Source organism: Pseudomonas sp. L13, from assembly GCF_009935965.1.
Lineage (GTDB): Bacteria > Pseudomonadota > Gammaproteobacteria > Pseudomonadales > Pseudomonadaceae > Aquipseudomonas > Aquipseudomonas lactis.
Window position 1 is genome coordinate 1 of the sequence record NZ_QODJ01000091.1, and the last position, 16,757, is coordinate 16,757.

The 16,757-nt window shown below is 61.5% G+C and carries 15 protein-coding genes; 8 read left to right on the forward strand and 7 right to left on the reverse strand.

The window, feature by feature from the left end; genetic code table 11:
• Window positions 1-171: 171 nt before the first annotated feature.
• Window positions 172-1,575, reverse strand: a complete 1,404-nt coding sequence (locus DK871_RS26825) for an MFS transporter (protein WP_161907278.1) — start codon at window positions 1,573-1,575, stop codon at window positions 172-174.
• 143 nt (window positions 1,576-1,718) lie between these two features.
• The gene (locus tag DK871_RS26830) at window positions 1,719-2,249 is read right to left on the reverse strand and encodes a GNAT family N-acetyltransferase (RefSeq protein ID WP_161907279.1); all 531 of its coding nucleotides are present in this window, start codon (window positions 2,247-2,249) and stop codon (window positions 1,719-1,721) included.
• A gap of 298 nt (window positions 2,250-2,547) precedes the next feature.
• On the opposite strand from DK871_RS26830, the gene proP reads away from it, so the two are divergent.
• Window positions 2,548-4,050 (forward strand): glycine betaine/L-proline transporter ProP, encoded by a 1,503-nt coding sequence (proP, locus tag DK871_RS26835; protein ID WP_161907280.1) that lies wholly within the window; start codon window positions 2,548-2,550, stop codon window positions 4,048-4,050.
• A gap of 53 nt (window positions 4,051-4,103) precedes the next feature.
• Window positions 4,104-4,610, forward strand: coding sequence for a GAF domain-containing protein (locus tag DK871_RS26840; RefSeq protein ID WP_105226979.1), 507 nt, complete (start codon window positions 4,104-4,106; stop codon window positions 4,608-4,610).
• On the opposite strand, the gene DK871_RS26845 is transcribed toward DK871_RS26840, so the two are convergent.
• Window positions 4,585-5,508 carry an AraC family transcriptional regulator gene (locus DK871_RS26845; RefSeq protein WP_161907281.1) on the reverse strand — a complete coding sequence of 308 codons (924 nt, stop codon included), beginning with the start codon at window positions 5,506-5,508 and terminating at the stop codon, window positions 4,585-4,587. The two genes, DK871_RS26840 and DK871_RS26845, sit on opposite strands and share 26 nt — an antisense overlap.
• Before the next feature lie 168 nt (window positions 5,509-5,676).
• On the opposite strand from DK871_RS26845, the gene DK871_RS26850 reads away from it, so the two are divergent.
• Window positions 5,677-6,864 carry an MFS transporter gene (locus tag DK871_RS26850; RefSeq protein WP_161907282.1) on the forward strand — a complete coding sequence of 396 codons (1,188 nt, stop codon included), beginning with the start codon at window positions 5,677-5,679 and terminating at the stop codon, window positions 6,862-6,864.
• Here DK871_RS26850 and DK871_RS26855 read toward each other — a convergent pair.
• The gene (locus tag DK871_RS26855) at window positions 6,857-7,678 is read right to left on the reverse strand and encodes a helix-turn-helix domain-containing protein (RefSeq protein ID WP_078803216.1); all 822 of its coding nucleotides are present in this window, start codon (window positions 7,676-7,678) and stop codon (window positions 6,857-6,859) included. The genes DK871_RS26850 and DK871_RS26855 overlap by 8 nt on opposite strands.
• 102 nt (window positions 7,679-7,780) lie before the next feature.
• Here DK871_RS26855 and DK871_RS26860 point away from each other — a divergent pair, with 102 nt between their 5' ends.
• On the forward strand, window positions 7,781-8,992 hold the full coding sequence (locus DK871_RS26860) for an MFS transporter (protein ID WP_161907283.1): 1,212 nt from the start codon (window positions 7,781-7,783) through the stop codon (window positions 8,990-8,992).
• Between the two features lie 131 nt (window positions 8,993-9,123).
• Here the strand turns inward: DK871_RS26860 and iolG are convergent, their stop codons facing one another.
• A complete protein-coding gene (iolG, locus tag DK871_RS26865) occupies window positions 9,124-10,128 on the reverse strand; it encodes an inositol 2-dehydrogenase (RefSeq protein ID WP_161907284.1) in 1,005 nt (334 codons plus the stop codon).
• Window positions 10,129-10,171: 43 nt separating this feature from the next.
• A complete protein-coding gene (locus DK871_RS26870) occupies window positions 10,172-11,197 on the reverse strand; it encodes a LacI family DNA-binding transcriptional regulator (RefSeq protein ID WP_161907285.1) in 1,026 nt (341 codons plus the stop codon).
• 124 nt (window positions 11,198-11,321) lie between these two features.
• Here DK871_RS26870 and DK871_RS26875 point away from each other — a divergent pair, with 124 nt between their 5' ends.
• The 3 genes from DK871_RS26875 to DK871_RS26885 are packed head-to-tail and all read left to right on the forward strand — an operon-like array spanning window position 11,322 to window position 14,257.
• The gene (locus tag DK871_RS26875; protein ID WP_161907286.1) at window positions 11,322-12,167 is read left to right on the forward strand and encodes an SDR family oxidoreductase; all 846 of its coding nucleotides are present in this window, start codon (window positions 11,322-11,324) and stop codon (window positions 12,165-12,167) included.
• Complete coding sequence (locus DK871_RS26880) at window positions 12,167-13,291, forward strand: phytanoyl-CoA dioxygenase family protein (protein ID WP_161907287.1); 1,125 nt, start codon at window positions 12,167-12,169, stop codon at window positions 13,289-13,291. Before DK871_RS26875 ends, DK871_RS26880 begins: the two co-directional genes overlap by 1 nt.
• A gap of 42 nt (window positions 13,292-13,333) precedes the next feature.
• The gene (locus tag DK871_RS26885; RefSeq protein ID WP_161907288.1) at window positions 13,334-14,257 is read left to right on the forward strand and encodes a sugar ABC transporter substrate-binding protein; all 924 of its coding nucleotides are present in this window, start codon (window positions 13,334-13,336) and stop codon (window positions 14,255-14,257) included.
• Window positions 14,258-14,307: 50 nt separating this feature from the next.
• Here the strand turns inward: DK871_RS26885 and DK871_RS26890 are convergent, their stop codons facing one another.
• The gene (locus DK871_RS26890; protein WP_161907289.1) at window positions 14,308-14,622 is read right to left on the reverse strand and encodes a DUF2834 domain-containing protein; all 315 of its coding nucleotides are present in this window, start codon (window positions 14,620-14,622) and stop codon (window positions 14,308-14,310) included.
• Between the two features lie 190 nt (window positions 14,623-14,812).
• Between DK871_RS26890 and DK871_RS26895 the strand changes: the two genes are divergently transcribed.
• Window positions 14,813-16,522, forward strand: a complete 1,710-nt coding sequence (locus DK871_RS26895; protein ID WP_161907290.1) for an amidase — start codon at window positions 14,813-14,815, stop codon at window positions 16,520-16,522.
• Window positions 16,523-16,757: the final 235 nt, after the last annotated feature.

Here is a 16,757-nt window from a genome sequence, read left to right on the forward strand (position 1 = left end):
CCCCCCAAATCCCTGTCGAATTCCGGCCAGCGTGGTTTAACGGGGCGCCTGAGATCAAGATCACAAGCAGATCAAGAGCAAGATCAAGAGCGGCTCGCTTCGCATCGTGGTCACCGTTTTGCTGCTACAGCCCAAACAGTTGTATCGGGAGCAAGCGGCGTCGCATTAAAGCTACAGATCAGTGATTTCCTTGTGACGTGGCACCAGCGTTTTCATCACGCTCCAGGCCACCAGGTAAGCCAGGGCGCAGATGGCGAACATGATCATGTAACCGGTATGGATGTCGTTGATGGATTTGTAATAGTCGAACACCCAGCCACCGACCTTGGTCATGAGCACGCCGCCCAGGCCACCGGCCATGCCGCCAATGCCGACCACCGAGGCCACGGTTTTCTGCGGGAACATGTCGGACACCGTGGTGAAAATGTTGCATGACCACGCCTGGTGTGCCGAAGCGCCCACGCCGATCAGCAGCACCGGCACCCAGAAGCTGAGGTAACCCAGCGGCTGCGCCAGCAACACCACCAGCGGGAACAGCGCAATCACCAGCATGGCTTTCATGCGCCCGTCATAGGGGGCATCGCCGCGTGCCATGAAGTAGCTGGGGAACCAGCCGCCGCCAATACTGCCGACCATGGTCATGCTGTACAGCACCGCCAGCGGCATCACGATATCGGCGCCTTTCATGCCGTATTGGGCAGACAGGTAGGTGGGCAGCCAGAACAGGAAAAACCACCACACGCCGTCAGTCATGAACTTGCCAAAGGCAAACGCCCAGGTCTGGCGGTAGGTCAACAGTTTGAACCAGGAGACTTTCTTCCCTGCGGTGCCCGTCGGCGCCGGGGTGAACGGCTGTACGGTCTGGTCGCTGCGGATGTAGGCCAGTTCTTCAGGCGACAGGCGTTTTTGCTGTTCCGGTTTTTCGTACACGGCGGCCCACACGCCTACCCACACAAAACCCAGCATGCCGATGACCATAAACGCCGCCTCCCAGCCCCACATGCCAGCAATCAGTGGCACACAGATGGGCGCCAGGATCGCGCCGACGTTGGCGCCGGAGTTGAAGATGCCGGTCGCCAGGGAGCGTTCTTTCTTGGGGAAATATTCGGCAGTGGCCTTGATCGCGATCGGGAAGTTACCCGCTTCGCCAATCGCCAACACCGCCCGTGAAACCATGAAGCCGGCGATCGACACCGGGATCACCGCCAAGCCAATGGCGCCGCTGACGGCTGCGATACCCTCGCCCATCGGCACCGAAAACGCATGCATGATCGCGCCGGTGGACCAGATACCAATCGCTACTACATAAGCGGCCTTGGTGCCGATCTTGTCGACGAAGCGCCCGGCAAACAGCATGGAAATGGCGTAGACAAACTGGAACACCGCCGCGATGTTGGCGTAATCGGTGTTGCTCCAGCCAAACTGCGTCGAGAGTTGCGGCGCCAACAGGCTGAGCACCTGGCGGTCGAGGTAATTGACCGTGGTCGCGAAAAACAACATCGCGCAGATCGTCCAGCGATAGCTGCCGACCGCCTGGCCGACACGAAGGGCACTGATGGGCTCGTTCAGATTCATGGCATCACTTTTTATTTTTGTTAGGTAGGACATATGTAACGTCATATGTCGTCGTACAACCGTGAGTTTTATAGCGAGGCGCCCACGCAGTGTCAATCGCAAAGATTGCCGCCTACTCAGGATTTGCGTGAAATATGAAAATGTCAGCTCTGCGCAGTTGTAGGATGACAAACCCTGAGCACCAGGCTGGGGGCTTGACCGGGGACATCATCCAGCAGACCAAAGCGTTGCATGCCGAGCTTCTCCAGTACGCGGATCGACGCAGCATGATCGGGCCGCACCAGGCCGAAGACCTCCGGTAAAGACAGGGTGTCGAACGCCAGCGCCAGGGCATCCCGCCCCAGCTCAGTGGCATACCCCTGCCCCCACGCCTCGACGGCCAGGCGATAGCCAAGGTTGATGCGCCGCTGCGTCAGATAATTAAGTGGCGCAATGCCGCCAAAGCCGATGATGTGTTTGGGGGCCTCTTTTCGGGCAATTGCCCACCAGCCGTAGCCGTGGGTGGCCCACTGCTCCAGCCAGTGATCCAATAGGCGTTGTGCCGCATCCAGGTTGGGCAGCGGGCCGGCAGGATTGAACAGGTTGGTTTGTGGATCGCCAAAGATCGCGAACAATCGCTGAACATCTGCGGCCCGTGGTTGGCGGTAGGTGAGGCGTGAATGGCTGTTTGGCATTTAGATGACTTCCCTGTTTTGCCTGACTGACAATGCCCCCCTGTGGGAGCGGGCTTGCCCGCGAAAGCGGAGTGCCAGTCACTAAATATTTAACTGAACCACCGCTTTCGCAGGCAAGCCACACATTTGATCTGTTTTGCCAATAGCCATGCTTCGGCCTCCAGAACCAGGCATTTTTACCCCCGGGAGAAAAAATACACAAAGCGGTGAATTATTTCGTGTCCACTTGTATCTGAACTGACAGAGCGGTGCCATCGTAGCGATGGCACCTCCCCTGTTCAGCTTTTGAGTGGCCCGCATGAAACTACGTAAAAAACGCGTCAAACCCATCGGATTGAAAGACATCACCATTGTCGACGACAACAAGATGCGCAAGGCGATCACCGCTGCCGCACTTGGCAATGCCATGGAATGGTTCGACTTTGGCGTCTATGGCTTTGTCGCCTATGTGCTGGGCAAGGTGTTCTTCCCTGACGCTTCCCCCAGCGTGCAGATGATCGCAGCACTGGCCACCTTTTCCGTCCCCTTCCTGATTCGCCCGTTGGGCGGCCTGTTCTTCGGCGCACTGGGCGATAAGTACGGGCGGCAAAAAGTCCTGGCCGCCACCATCGTGATCATGTCCCTGAGCACCTTTGCCATTGGCTTGATCCCCGGCTATGCCTCCATTGGCATCTGGGCGCCGATCCTGTTGCTGCTGTGCAAAATGGCCCAGGGTTTCTCGGTGGGCGGTGAGTACACCGGCGCGTCGATTTTCGTGGCTGAATACGCCCCGGACCGCAAGCGCGGCTTCCTTGGCAGTTGGCTGGACTTCGGCTCCATCGCCGGCTTCGTCTTGGGCGCGGGTGTGGTGGTGTTGATCTCCACGGTGCTCGGTGAAGCAGAATTCGAGGCCTGGGGCTGGCGCCTGCCGTTCTTCCTCGCCCTGCCCCTGGGCATCATCGGCCTGTACCTGCGCCACGCGCTGGAAGAGACCCCGGCGTTTCAACAGCATGTCGACAAACTCGAACAGGGTGACCGCGAAGGCCTGAGCCACGGCCCTAAAGTCTCGTTCAAGGAAATCGCCACCAAGCACTGGCGCAGCCTGCTGACCTGCATCGGTATCGTCGCGGCCACCAACGTGACGTACTACATGCTGCTCACCTACATGCCCAGCTACCTGTCCCACAACCTGCACTACGCCGAAAACAGCGGCGTGCTGATCATCATCGCGATCATGGTCGGCATGTTGTTCGTGCAGCCGTTCATTGGTTTTGTCAGCGACAAGATCGGCCGCAAGCCGTTCATCATCGCCGGCAGCATTGGCCTGCTGTTCCTGTCGATCCCGGCCTTCATGCTGATCACCAGCGGCAAGACCGGCCTGATTTTCGGCGGCCTGTTGATTCTGGCGGTGGTGCTGAACTTCTTTATCGGTGTGATGGCGTCGACCTTGCCGGCAATGTTCCCCACCCACCTGCGCTATAGCGCCCTGGCCAGCGCCTTCAACGTCTCGGTATTGATCGCCGGTGTCACGCCGACCGCCGTGGCCTGGCTGGTAGAGAGCACCAACAACCTGTATATGCCCGCCTATTACCTGATGGTGTTCGCAGTGGTTGGCCTAGTCACTGGCCTGACCATGAAGGAAACCGCCAACAAGCCCCTGCGTGGCGCGGCCCCGGCGGCTTCCGATATGGAAGAAGCCAAGGAGCTGCTGCAGGAGCATCACGACAATATCGAGCAGAAAATCGAAGACATCGACGCCGAGATTGCCGCGCTGCAAACCAAGCGGGAAAACCTGGTACAGCAACACCCGCGCATCAATTAATAACCTGACTGTGCGTGGTCGCGACCTGCGACCACGCCATTGGAGCGTTCAGCATGGTTTCAAGCGTCACCGCCGCACACAGGTTACTCAGCGCAGACGAGCGCGCCGCCATTGCCGAAATTGAAGCAACCACCAACATCCTCAAGCTGGTCACCCGTCTGACCGGGATGAGATTCGCCGGCATCGCCAAGTTCACCGACCTGGAATGGGTGGTGTGTTCGGCCTACGACCCGCTGCAAATGGGCATCAACGTCGACGACGTACTCGACCTTGAAACCACGCTGTGCAGTGAGTTCTGCATCAACCCCCACACCCTGTTCATCCCCCAGATCAGCCAGAACGGCCGTTTCGCGTCACGCCCGGTGGTCAAGCAATACGCCATCGAAAGCTACGCGGGCGCGCCGATTTTCCTGCCCGATGGCCGCCTGTTCGGCGCGCTATGTGCGCTGGACTCGCGGGCCATGTTGTTCGACGACCCGAACCTGCCGGAAACCCTGAGCCTGTTCGCTCGGCTGATTGGCTGCATTTTCTACGCTAATTTGACCCCGGCGGATCACTGACACCCGCCCTGCCCCGCAGGGTCGCCATGTCGCGCTTGGGCGGTACCCCAAACAGCCGGCTGTACTCACGGCTGAATTGCGACGGGCTCTCATACCCGACTTTGAACGCGGCACTGGACACATCCTGGTGCTCGTTCAACATCAACCGACGCGCTTCATTCAAACGCAGCCATTTCTGGTATTGCAGCGGGCTCATCGCGGTCAGTTGCCGGAAGTGATGGTGAAAGGTCGCCGCGCTCATTTGCACCCGCGCTGCCAGCTCTTCCACACGCAGGGCCGCGTCGAAATTCAACTTCAGCCAGTCGATGGCCTTGGCAATCCGATAGCCCTGCCCGTCCACCGAGCAGATCTGGCGCAGTCGCCCGGCCTGGTCGCTTTTCAGTAGCCGGTAATGAATCTCCCGCTGGATCAAGGGCGCAAGTACCGGGATGGCTTCGGGTTCATCCAGCAACGCCACCAGGCGCGCGAATGCGGCCAGCATGCCGTCGGTGACCGTGCCGATCCCAACGCCCTTCATCACTGCGCGCTCACGCACCGGCGGCAAGCCACCCTGGGCGATCAGCTCGGCGAGCATGCGCAGGTCCAGCTTGAACGTCAGCCCCAGGCACGGCTGCTCGGGGCTGGCCGCCAGCACCTCGGAATTGGCCGGAATATCCAGCGATGTCACCAGGAACCGGGACGTGTCGTAGGGGTAGCCCTCGCCGCCGACCCACAACTGCTTCGCGCCCTGGGCCACCAGCACGATGCACGGCTCCACCATGCACACCACCGGCGCAGCGGGTTGTTCACGCCGATAAAAGCCCAGGCCGGAGATCGGCATGGCGTAGTCGCCGGACGACGGCGTGCGCGAGGCGATGCAGTGCACCAGTGAGGCCAAGGGCAGAGGTTGAGGGGTCATGGCAGGCTCGTTTCTTTGATCACCGAACTTTACCTGCGCCAGCCAGGGGTGTCTGCGATAAACCACAAGACTCAGAGGATCAGGCAAGTAATCCAGCGCAATGAGCTATGGAATACCTGATGCCCTCGGGAAAATGCGCACGCCATTTGTGTCGTAAAGGTTCATAGCATGCCCGATGAAAACCCAACAAACAGCTGGGGCGCGGTGCTGGCGATGTCGCTGGCGGCGTTTGCCTTGGTCGCCTCCGAGTTCATGCCGGTCAGCCTGCTGACCCCGCTGGCGGCTGACTTGCACATCACTGAAGGCCAGGCCGGCCAGGGTATTTCTGTGTCCGGGGTGTTTGCCCTGCTCACCAGCCTGGTGATCGCGGCGGTTGCCGCGCGGATGGATCGCAAGCGCCTGCTGATGGCCTTGACCCTGCTGATGATCGTCTCGGGCAGCGTGGTGGCGTTCGCACCGAATTACGCGGTATTCATGCTCGGTCGCGCTTTGATTGGCGTGGCGATTGGCGGCTTCTGGTCGCTGTCGGCGGCCACGGCAATGCGCTTGGTCGAGCCCGCCCAAGTGCCACGGGCCTTGGCCATCGTCAACGGCGGCAACGCCCTGGCGACGGTGATTGCGGCGCCGCTGGGCAGCTTTCTCGGCGGCCTGATTGGCTGGCGCGGCGCCTTCTTTTGCGTGGTGCCGGTGGCCGTGATTGCGCTGGCCTGGCTGTGGCTGAGCCTGCCGGCGCTCAAGCACAGCGGCACGGCGAACACCGGCAATGCACTGCGCCTGCTGAAAAACCCCAAGGTGGCCTTGGGCATGTGCGCCGTCAGCCTGTTCTTCATGGGCCAGTTCATGCTGTTCACTTACTTGCGGCCGTTCCTGGAAGGCGTGACCCGGGTCGAGGTGTCCACCCTGTCGTTGATGCTGCTGGTGCTCGGCCTGGCGGGTCTGGCGGGTACGGTGTTGATTGAGCATTTGCTCAAGCGCCACCTGTACCCGACGCTGATTGCCATCCCGTTGATCATGGCCGGCATCGCCCTTGCGCTGGTGGCGTTCGGCGGTTCAGCGATTGCCACAACTGTGCTGTTGGGCTGCTGGGGCCTCGTGGCCACTGCTGCACCGGTTGGTTGGTGGACATGGCTGGCCCGCGCCTTGCCCGACGACGCCGAGGCCGGCGGGGGGTTGATGGTCGCCATCATCCAGCTGGCGATTGCCGCCGGCGCCACCGTCGGTGGTGTGGCATTCGACGTGAGCGGCTATCAGGCCACCTTCGAGCTGAGCGCCGCCTTGCTGGTGGTCGCCACGCTGCTGGCTTACCTGGCATCGCGTCGCCCTGCTCATACGCGCATGGCGAGCGGCGCTACTTGAAAAAATGACTCGGCGTTTTGCCAAACTGTTTCTTGAACATGCTGGTAAAAGCGCTGGGGCTTTCATAGCCCAATTCAAACGCCACATCGATGATCTTCTGCCCCACCGCAATGCGTTCCAGCGCCAGCAATAGCCGCGCTTGCTGGCGCCACTGGCCGAAGGTCATACCGGTTTCCTTGCGGAACAGGCGCTGGATGGTGGTTTGGTCCAACCCCAACCGCGCACTCCAGTCGGCGACGGTGGAGGCATCACTCGGCTCGTCCTGTAACGCCAGGCAAATCGGGCTCAGGCGCGGGTCGGCAGGCTGGGGCAGCGACAGCGGCAAGGCCGGCAGGATGGCCAGTTCATCAAGAATCAGGTGCATGATCCGGGCGTCGCGTGAATCCTCGGCGTAAGGCGGTTTCAAGCTCACCGAGGCCTTGATCAGTTCACTCAGCAGCGGCGAGACCGTCACGGTCTTGGGCTCGGCCGGCAGGTTGGGGAAGCTGTCGGGGCGCACGAACACGCTGCGCATCTTCAGCGTACCCACGCAGCGCAGCGAGTGAACTTGACCGCAGGGCATCCAGAAGCCACGATTGGGCGGCACCGTCCATTGCCTCAGGGCCGAATACACCACCATCACACCACCGATGGCGTACAACAGTTGGTGCTTGTTGTGGCTGTGTTCGGGGATCACCCAGTTTTCGGGGTAATCGGTGGCCGAGCTGATGACGGCCCAGTCGCCCTCATCGATTTCTCGCAGAAATTTATCCAGTGATTTGATCATTTCGCCCTTTTTGCGATGGTTTCTGCCCGAATTGCGCGAGACAGGCATTGGCGCCGAATCTAGCATAAACGCCGAGTCCAGATGGAGTGGCGGTTCACATCACCGCCGCCCGCCTCCACGCCTGTTAGCTGCCTTGTACGGAATGCCCGCATGTCCACACTCACAGCGTCACCCGCCGCACCTTCGACCAGCCCGCAAGTAAGCCCCTTAGTCATGCGCGTCCTGGGCGCCTGTGCCCTGGCGCACCTGATCAATGACTTGATCCAGGCGGTGCTGCCGTCGATCTACCCGATGCTCAAGGCCAACTACGGCCTGAGCTTTACCCAAGTCGGCCTGATCACCCTGACCTTCCAGTTGACCGCCTCGCTGTTGCAACCGTGGATCGGCTACCACACCGACCGCCACCCCAAACCCTGGCTATTGCCGGCAGGAATGGTGTGCACTTTGGTCGGCATCTTGATGCTGGCCTTTGTCGGCAACTTCCCGGCGATATTGCTCGCGGCGGCGTTGGTAGGTGTGGGCTCGTCGACCTTCCACCCGGAAACCTCCCGCGTCGCACGTCTGGCTTCCGGTGGGCGCTACGGCCTGGCGCAATCGACCTTCCAGGTCGGCGGCAACACCGGCAGCGCCTTCGGCCCATTGCTGGCGGCGGCGATCATCATTCCCTACGGCCAAAGCCACATTGCCTGGTTCGGCCTGTTCGCGGTGTTCGCCATCCTGGTGCTGTACGGTTTGAGCCGCTGGTACCGCCACCATCTCAACCTGTTCAAGCTCAAGCAAGGCAGCCAGGCAACCCACGGTTTGTCCAAAGGCCGCGTGACCTTCGCCCTGGCGGTATTGGCCGTGCTGGTCTTCTCCAAATACTGGTACATGACCAGCCTGACCAGCTACTTCACGTTCTACCTGATCGAGAAATTCCAGCTGTCGGTGGCCAGCTCGCAGATGTACCTGTTCCTGTTCCTCGGCGCAGTGGCCGTGGGCACCTTCGCCGGTGGCCCGATCGGCGACAAGATCGGCCGCAAAAAGGTTATCTGGTTCTCCATCCTCGGCGCCGCACCGTTCACCCTGGCCCTGCCCTACGTCGACCTGTTCTGGACCGCCGTACTCAGCGTGGTCATCGGCTTTATCATCGCCTCGGCGTTCTCGGCCATCGTGGTGTTTGCCCAGGAATTGGTGCCGGGCAATGTGGGCATGATCGCCGGGATATTCTTCGGCCTGATGTTCGGCTTCAGTGGGATTGGCGCGGCGCTGCTCGGGATGCTCGCTGATCATCACGGCATCGAGTACGTGTACAAGTTGTGCTCGTTCCTACCGTTGGTGGGCATCTTGACGGTACTGTTGCCGTCGACCAAAGGCGTTTGATCGTAAGCCGTCATCACCTTTCTGTAGGAGCGAGCTTGCTCGCGAAAAACTCACAAGCGCCGCGTTTATCCAGGAAGCACGCGTTATCGTTGACGTTTTTCGCAAGCAAGAACTAGGCGTCCCCCTCGCTCCTATAGGTCATAACTGACCCTCACACTGCGCCCGGTCTTCACCGACTCCAGCGCACAATCAGCCAGATGCAACGCATACAAACCATCGCGCATACTGGTGGGCAACTCGCGCTCCTCATTCAGCGCATCGATGAACTGCGTCAGCTCATTGCGATACGCATCCGCGTAACGTTCAAGGAAAAAATGCTGCAACGGCTCCAGCGCTTCGGTGTGCTCAGCGCTCCAATGGCGCACGGTGCTGGGCCGGTGATTGTCGGTCAGCAACACGCCGCTGGCGCCGGAAACCTCTACGCGCTGGTCGTAGCCATACACCGCCTGGCGACAGCAGTTGATATGGCATTGTTTGCCCGAAGCGGTGCGTAGCAAAACCATGACGCTGTCGTAGTCGTCGATCTGTTCCAGGGTCGGGTCCACCAGGCGGCTGGCGAAGGCGCTGACTTCTACCGGTTCCTCGCCGAGCAAATGGCGAGCGGTGTCAAAGTCATGGATGGTCATGTCGCGCAAGATCCCGCCAGAGTGTTCCAGGTAGTCACGCGGTGCCAGGCCAGGGTCGCGACTGGTGATGATCACTTGGCGCACAGCGCCGATCTGGCCAGCATCCAGTGCCTGGCGCAGGCGCAGCATGTCCGGGTCGAAACGCCGGTTGAAGCCGAGCATGACCTTGCCGCCCTGGCGCTCCACGGTTTGCGCCGCGCTGCGCGCCTTGGCGATGTCCAGGTCGATGGGTTTTTCGCAGAGCACCGCCTTGCCCTGGGCCACCGCAGCCAGCAACAGGTCGATGTGGGTGTCAGTGGGCGTGCCGATCACCACCGCGTCGATGTCCTCGCGGCTCAGCACGGCGGCGCAGTCATACGCGGCTTCACACCCCAACTGGGTGCTCAAGGCATCGACACCTGCGCGCCAGGGATCGGCCACCAGCGCCAGCGTGGCATTGGGATGGGCGGCAACGTTGGCGGCGTGGATCCTGGCGATGCGCCCGGCACCTAGAACGGCGATACGTAGCATGGTCGAACTCCTGGGTTGTTATGGGAGGTGGTGTTTCAGCGCTTCAGTCCGGCAGGTTGAACGGCGTGACGATCTGCACCTGTGACGGCGCAATCGGCCCGGCCTTCCATAGCCGGTGGTAGTGCAGGATGTGCAGGAATACGTGGCGGGCATCGATCTGCAGGTTGTGATCGATGATCGCCGCGACTTTTTCTTCCCTCAGCAGTTGGCGGTTTTCTTCGTCAAGGTCGTGGCCGATGAAGACCTCCAATGGACGGTCCTGGGCGGCAAACGCGTCGACAATTGCGCGGTTGCCACCGCCGACGCTGTACACCGCCTTCAGCCCGGGATGCTGGTGCAAGGCTTGGGTCACTCGTTCAAAGGTGCGCTCATACACGCCGTAGCCGCCGCTGATATCCAGTACCCGCAGGTGCTCGGCGCGGCCACGCAGCCAGGCACGAAAACCCATCTCGCGCTCTTCTTCGCCGCGGAACAATTCGCTGCCAATCACCACCGCCACGTCCTGGGGATCGGTCGGCAGCCAGCGCGACATCAGGTAGGCAGCGGTCTGGCCGGCCGTGCGATTGTCCATGCCCACATAGCCGATGCGCTCGCTTTGGGGCAGGTCGGTGACCAAGGTCACCACCGGAATGCCGGCCGCAATCAGCTGCTTGACGGCCAGGTTCACCGCCGGCTCATCCGCGGCCTTGAGCACCACGCCCTGGCTGCCCGTGTCGAGGCAGCGCAGCAGTTGGTCGTGCATGGCCTGGGGCTCGATCTCCTCGAACAGGTGAAAACGTGGCGCGATGCGAAACGGTGCCAGGCTGGCCAGTTGACCAATGATCGCCGCCTGCACCGCCGCGCTGAAACGCTGGGGCGTGTGCATGATCACGTCCACATGAAAGGTGCGCCCCACGGCCAAGCCATTTTTTTCCTGGGATTCCAACTCCTCCAATGCCTGCTCGATACGCCGCCGGGTTTGGGCATGCACACTGCCGCGCTGGTGCAGCACGCGGTCCACCGTGGCCTTGCTGACGCCAGCCTGGGTGGCGAGTTGCTTGATGGAAAAGTGTTTTGCACGTTCGAGCATGGGTTTCACCTGAGGTGTTTTTGAGGTCTTTTTTGGGCGCTACTGAGGTTTTGCAATGCTAGTCTCAGTTTTGCCCGGCGTCGAGCCGGGCCAGCAAAACAACAAAAATTCCAGGAGAACCCCAATGCCCCACACCGATCTTGCGACCTCGTTCAGCGGCCAATACTTTGTCGTTACCGGCAGCACCCAGGGCCTCGGCGCGGCGGTGGCCCATACCCTGGCTCGCCGTGGTGCGGCCGGCCTGATTATTTGCGGGCGTCGCCGTACCGAGGGCGAAGAACAGGTGCGCCAGCTGGCCCAGTTGGACTGCCAGGCATTTTTTGTCGAGGCCGACCTGGAAAGGGTCGAGGACTGCCGCGCAATCATCGAGGCAGCGCGCGTCCATTTCGGCACCTTGCACGGCTTGGTGAACTGCGCCGGCATGTCTGACCGTGGCACCATTCTCGACACCTCGCCGGAGCTGTTCGAGCGCTTGTTTGCGGTGAATGTGCGGGCGCCGTTTTTCCTCATGCAGGAAGCACTGAGGCTGATGATCAGCAACGGTGTGGAGGGGGCAGTAGTCAATATCCAGAGCGTGACCGGCCATGGTGGGCAGTCGTTCTTGAGTGCCTATGCGGCGTCCAAGGGCGCGCTGGCGATCCTGACCAAGAACGTCGCGTTCAGTGCCTTGCGCAACCGCATCCGCGTGAATGGCTTGAACATCGGCTGGATGGACACGCCCCACGAGGATCAGATCCAGCGCCAGTACCACGGTGCCCAGGACGGCTGGCTGGCCGAAGCCGAACGCGCGCAACCGTTTGGGCGCCTGCTCAAGCCCGAAGAGGTCGCGCGCAGCGTGGCATTTTTGCTGTCTGCCGAGTCGGGGATGATGAGCGGCGCAGTGATCGACCTGGAACAAGGTGTGGTCGGCTGCACCGACAGCAGCACCCCGCAACCTCACCAGGCCCTGAGCCTGCCAGGAGGTGTGTGATGTCGGCTTTCGTGAGCGGCGACGCGGTGCGCCTGGCCGACTTCAGCCGGATCTGTGCGCAGCGCACCAACGCCAGCGACTACCCGCTGAGCCTTGAGGTACAAGGCAATGTGCCGATCTATCAGGCCCACACCTTGCGCAACAGCGACCGCCTGGCCGTCATGAACGAACTGCATCACCTGTTCCGTGACGGCCCCGGCGTAATGGTGGTGCGCCAAGCCTATGAAGACCTGGAAGTGGTGGACCGCCACAGCCAGGTCTTCGACGCGATCTTTGCCCATGAAGCCGCCCAAGGCGTGGCCGCCGATCACTTTGCCAAGGCCGGCAGCAATGGCAGGATCTGGAACGCGTTGCAGAAGGCGGCCTTACAGTCTCCCGAATCCTTTGCCGAGTACTACGCCAACCCGCTACTGGGGCTGATTGCCGAAGCCTGGTTGGGGCCGGGCTTTCAAGTCACGGCGCAAGTCAATGTGGTGCATCCAGGAGGCCAGGCGCAGCAGCCGCACCGTGATTATCACCTGGGTTTCCAGACCAACGATGTGGTCGAACGGTTTCCGCTGCCGCTGCATGCGCTGTCCCAACATTTGACGTTGCAGGGTGCTATCGCACATTCGGATATGCCGCTGGAAACCGGCCCTACCCAGTTGCTGCCGTTTTCCCAGCAGTACGCCTTGGGGTACCTGGCGTGGCGTCGCACGGAGTTTATCGACTACTTCCAGCAACACGCGGTGCAATTGCCACTGAACAAGGGCGACTTGCTGTTCTTCAACCCGGCGCTGTTCCATGCCGCCGGCACCAACCGCACGGCCGACCGCCAGCGCATGGCCAACCTGCTGCAAATCTCCTCGGCGTTCGGCAAGCCGATGGAAGCCATCGACCGCGACCGCATGATGCTGGCGGTGTACCCGGTGCTGCTCGCCAACCCCAACCTGGATGCCCACGCCGTGGTCGCCTGTACCGCAGACGGGTATTCCTTCCCCACTAATCTTGACACCGACCCACCCTTGCAGGGCCTGGCCCCGCAAACCGGGCAACAGCTAATGCTGCAAGCCCTCGACGAACGCTGGCCGTGCTCGGACTTCGCCGCCGCCGTGGCGCAACTGCGGGCCAAACGCCAAGCGTGAACCGCCCTGCTTTGACAACAACAAAAACAATGGAGCACAACCATGAAGAAGCAACTCCTTGCGACACTGTTAGTCCTTGCGTTCAGCCCTTGGGCGCTGGCCGAAATTCGCATCGGCGTGAGCATCGCCCAAGTGGACGACGTATTCCTCGCACAAATGCGCGACTACATGGCCGCCCACGCCAGGGAACTGCCCGATGTCACCCTGCAGTTTGAAGACGCCCAGGGCGATGTGGTGCGACAACTCAATCAGGTGCAAAACTTCACCGCCCAGGGCATGGACGCAATCATTGTCAACGCGGTGGATACGGCTGCCACCCAGAAGATGACGCTCAATGCCCAGCAAGCCAAGATCCCGCTGGTGTACGTCAACCGCCGCCCGGAGTTCAAGGAGGTACCAGCGGGCGTGGGCTATGTCGGTTCGGACGAGATCAAGGCCGGCGAAATCCAGATGCGCTACCTGGCCGAGAAAATGGGCGGCAAGGGCAACCTGGCGATCATGCTCGGGCTGCTGTCCAACAACGCCACCCATAACCGCACGCTGGGGGTGAAGAGCGTGCTGAAGGACTACCCCGACATCAAGATCGTCGAGGAGCAAAGCGCCGAATGGCAGCGCGGCAAGGCGATTGACCTGATGAACAACTGGATCGTATCCGGGCGTAAAATCGATGCCGTGGCCGCGAATGCCGATGAGATGGCGATCGGCGCGGCCATGGCTATCAGCCAGGCAGGCATGCAGCCGGGCAAGGACATCCTGGTGGCCGGCAGCGACGGCGGCGCAGCTGGATTGGATGCGGTGAAAAAAGGCCAGTTGCTAGTCACGGTGTACCAGGACAACAAGGGCCAGGCAGTGGGTTCCATCGACCTGGCGGTGAAGATGGTCAAGCAGCAGCCGTACACGGCGGAATTGACGATTCCTTATCAGCAGATCACCAAGGACAACTACCAAGCGTTCCTTAATCCCTGAAGGCCGCGCACTCCCAATGGCAAGGGTGCTTACGCCCTTGCCATACAGGCTTAGTTAAGCGTTCGACGGGAAAATCCATTAACCACGATATAGAGCAAAGGCCCTACCGACACAAACACTGCCGTCAGTAGAAAATACGGCAACACTGAGACCATCGACCGCCCTCTCCCACGCGCATCCCGGTACATCCACACACACGCCAGCACCGCCATCAGATACAGGTCAATCACCACCTGCGCCGTATCGGGCCTGGACATCAGTTCCCATCCAAACGCTAACAGTGATTGCTCGGCGGTGAGCATGGTCGCCACGGTATAGACAGTAAATCCCAGCAAGGCCGCCAGGGCGATATAAGGTTTCTGCATGGTCTCTTCCTTGAAGTGCAACGTTAATCAGCGCGGCCACCTTAGCGATAAGAGGCTGCCGCTCGCAATCCTGCTGACGTTGTTCTCAAGATCTCCTGCGCGCCGCCTACGCGAGTATGCCGCGCTGGTTTTGTGAAATATCTGTACGTAGACTGCCGCCATACCCCCACTTGAAGGCGGCGAAAAAAACGTGATGCAAGTTACTGAAGTCTCCATTGCCCAATTGCGCGCTGCGCTTGAAGCCGGCCAGACCACGGCGGTTGAACTGGTCCAGGCGTACCTGGCGCGAATCGACGCCTACGATGGCCCGCAAACGGCCACTGCGCTGAACGCCGTGGTGGTACGCAACCCCGATGCGATCAAAGAAGCCCAGGCGTCCGATGCGCGCCGCGCCAAGGGGCAAACCCTGGGGCCGCTGGATGGTATTCCCTATACCGCCAAGGACAGTTACCTGGTCAAGGGGCTGACGGCTGCATCCGGCAGCCCGGCGTTTGCCAAGCTGGTGGCCCAGCGCGATGCCTTCACCATTGAGCGTCTGCGTGCCGGTGGCGCTATCTGCCTGGGCAAGACCAACATGCCGCCGATGGCCAATGGCGGTATGCAGCGTGGCGTGTATGGCCGCGCCGAAAGCCCCTACAACGCCGACTACCTCACCGCGCCGTTTGCGTCGGGCTCCTCCAACGGTGCGGGCACCGCCACCGCCGCCAGCTTTGCCGCGTTCGGGCTGGCTGAAGAAACCTGGTCCAGCGGTCGCGGCCCGGCCTCCAACAACGGCCTGTGTGCCTACACGCCTTCGCGTGGGGTGATTTCGGTGCGCGGCAACTGGCCGCTGACCCCGACCATGGACGTGGTGGTGCCCTATGCGCGCACCATGGCCGACCTGCTGGAAGTGCTCGACGTCGTGGTGGCCGAAGACCCGGACACCCGTGGCGACCTGTGGCGCCTGCAACCCTGGGTGCCGATCCCCAGCGTCACCTCGGTGCGCCCCGCGTCCTACGCGGCCCTGGCAGTCAGCAGCGAAAGCCTGGCCGGCAAGCGCTTTGGCGTACCGCGCATGTACATCAACGCCGACCCGGAGGCTGGCACGAGCGAAAAACCCGGTATCGGCGGCCCGACCGGGCAAAAGATCCACACCCGCGCCACGGTGATCGAACTGTGGCAAGCCGCACGCCAGGCACTGGAAGCCGCCGGTGCCGAAGTGATCGAAGTGGATTTCCCGCTGGTGTCCAACTGCGAAGGCGACCGCCCCGGCGCACCGACGGTGTTTACCCGTGGCCTGGTTTCCAAGGAATTCCTCCACGACGAACTGTGGGAACTGTCGGCCTGGGCCTTCGATGACTTCCTGCGCGCCAACGGCGACCCGCACCTGAACCGCCTGGCCGATGTGGACGGGCCGAAGATATTCCCCCACGACCCCGGCACCCTACCCAACCGTGAAGACGACCTGGCCGCCGGCATGGACGAATACGTGCGCATGGCCCAACGCGGCATCACCCCATGGGACCAGATCAGCACCGTACCCGATGGCCTGCGCGGCCTGGAACAAACCCGGCGCCTGGACCTGGAGGACTGGATGGACACCCTCGGGCTCGACGCTGTGCTGTTCCCCACCGTGGCCGATGTAGGCCCGGCGGATGCCGATGTGAACGAAGCGTCTGCCGAAATCGCCTGGAGCAACGGCGTATGGGTCGCCAACGGCAACCTCGCCATCCGCCACCTGGGCGTGCCCACCGTCACCGTGCCAATGGGCGTGATGGCAGACATCGGCATGCCAGTGGGGCTGACCTTCGCCGGACGCGCCTATGACGATTCGGCGCTGTTGCGCTTCGCCTCGGCGTTCGAAGCCACCGGCAGCAAACGCATGATCCCGCCGCGTACGCCACCGTTGGCAGCCCGCTAAACGCGGTCAACCTGTGGGGGGGCTGGCTTGCCTTTTGTAGGAGCGAGCTTGCTCGCGAAAAACTCACTGGCGCCGCGTTCATTCAGCAAACACGGGTTATCGTTGACGTTTTTCGCGAGCAAGCTCGCTCCTACAGAATTGGCCGCAGCGCCGACTCCATGTGGGAGGCCCCACTAAGTCTCCGACATAGCGCTGTCGCGCATCAAACTGGTTCATCGTAAGGTTTAAGAACGCG

Excerpts from the sequence above, each read along its gene's own strand:
- DK871_RS26825 (WP_161907278.1), bottom strand. The coding sequence starts at position 1,575 with ATGAATCTGAACGAGCCCATCAGTGCCCTTCGTGTCGGCCAGGCGGTC.
- DK871_RS26830 (WP_161907279.1), bottom strand. The coding sequence starts at position 2,249 with ATGCCAAACAGCCATTCACGCCTCACCTACCGCCAACCACGGGCCGCA.
- proP (WP_161907280.1), top strand. The coding sequence starts at position 2,548 with ATGAAACTACGTAAAAAACGCGTCAAACCCATCGGATTGAAAGACATC.
- DK871_RS26840 (WP_105226979.1), top strand. The coding sequence starts at position 4,104 with ATGGTTTCAAGCGTCACCGCCGCACACAGGTTACTCAGCGCAGACGAG.
- DK871_RS26845 (WP_161907281.1), bottom strand. The coding sequence starts at position 5,508 with ATGACCCCTCAACCTCTGCCCTTGGCCTCACTGGTGCACTGCATCGCC.
- DK871_RS26850 (WP_161907282.1), top strand. The coding sequence starts at position 5,677 with ATGCCCGATGAAAACCCAACAAACAGCTGGGGCGCGGTGCTGGCGATG.
- DK871_RS26855 (WP_078803216.1), bottom strand. The coding sequence starts at position 7,678 with ATGCCTGTCTCGCGCAATTCGGGCAGAAACCATCGCAAAAAGGGCGAA.
- DK871_RS26860 (WP_161907283.1), top strand. The coding sequence starts at position 7,781 with ATGTCCACACTCACAGCGTCACCCGCCGCACCTTCGACCAGCCCGCAA.
- iolG (WP_161907284.1), bottom strand. The coding sequence starts at position 10,128 with ATGCTACGTATCGCCGTTCTAGGTGCCGGGCGCATCGCCAGGATCCAC.
- DK871_RS26870 (WP_161907285.1), bottom strand. The coding sequence starts at position 11,197 with ATGCTCGAACGTGCAAAACACTTTTCCATCAAGCAACTCGCCACCCAG.
- DK871_RS26875 (WP_161907286.1), top strand. The coding sequence starts at position 11,322 with ATGCCCCACACCGATCTTGCGACCTCGTTCAGCGGCCAATACTTTGTC.
- DK871_RS26880 (WP_161907287.1), top strand. The coding sequence starts at position 12,167 with ATGTCGGCTTTCGTGAGCGGCGACGCGGTGCGCCTGGCCGACTTCAGC.
- DK871_RS26885 (WP_161907288.1), top strand. The coding sequence starts at position 13,334 with ATGAAGAAGCAACTCCTTGCGACACTGTTAGTCCTTGCGTTCAGCCCT.
- DK871_RS26890 (WP_161907289.1), bottom strand. The coding sequence starts at position 14,622 with ATGCAGAAACCTTATATCGCCCTGGCGGCCTTGCTGGGATTTACTGTC.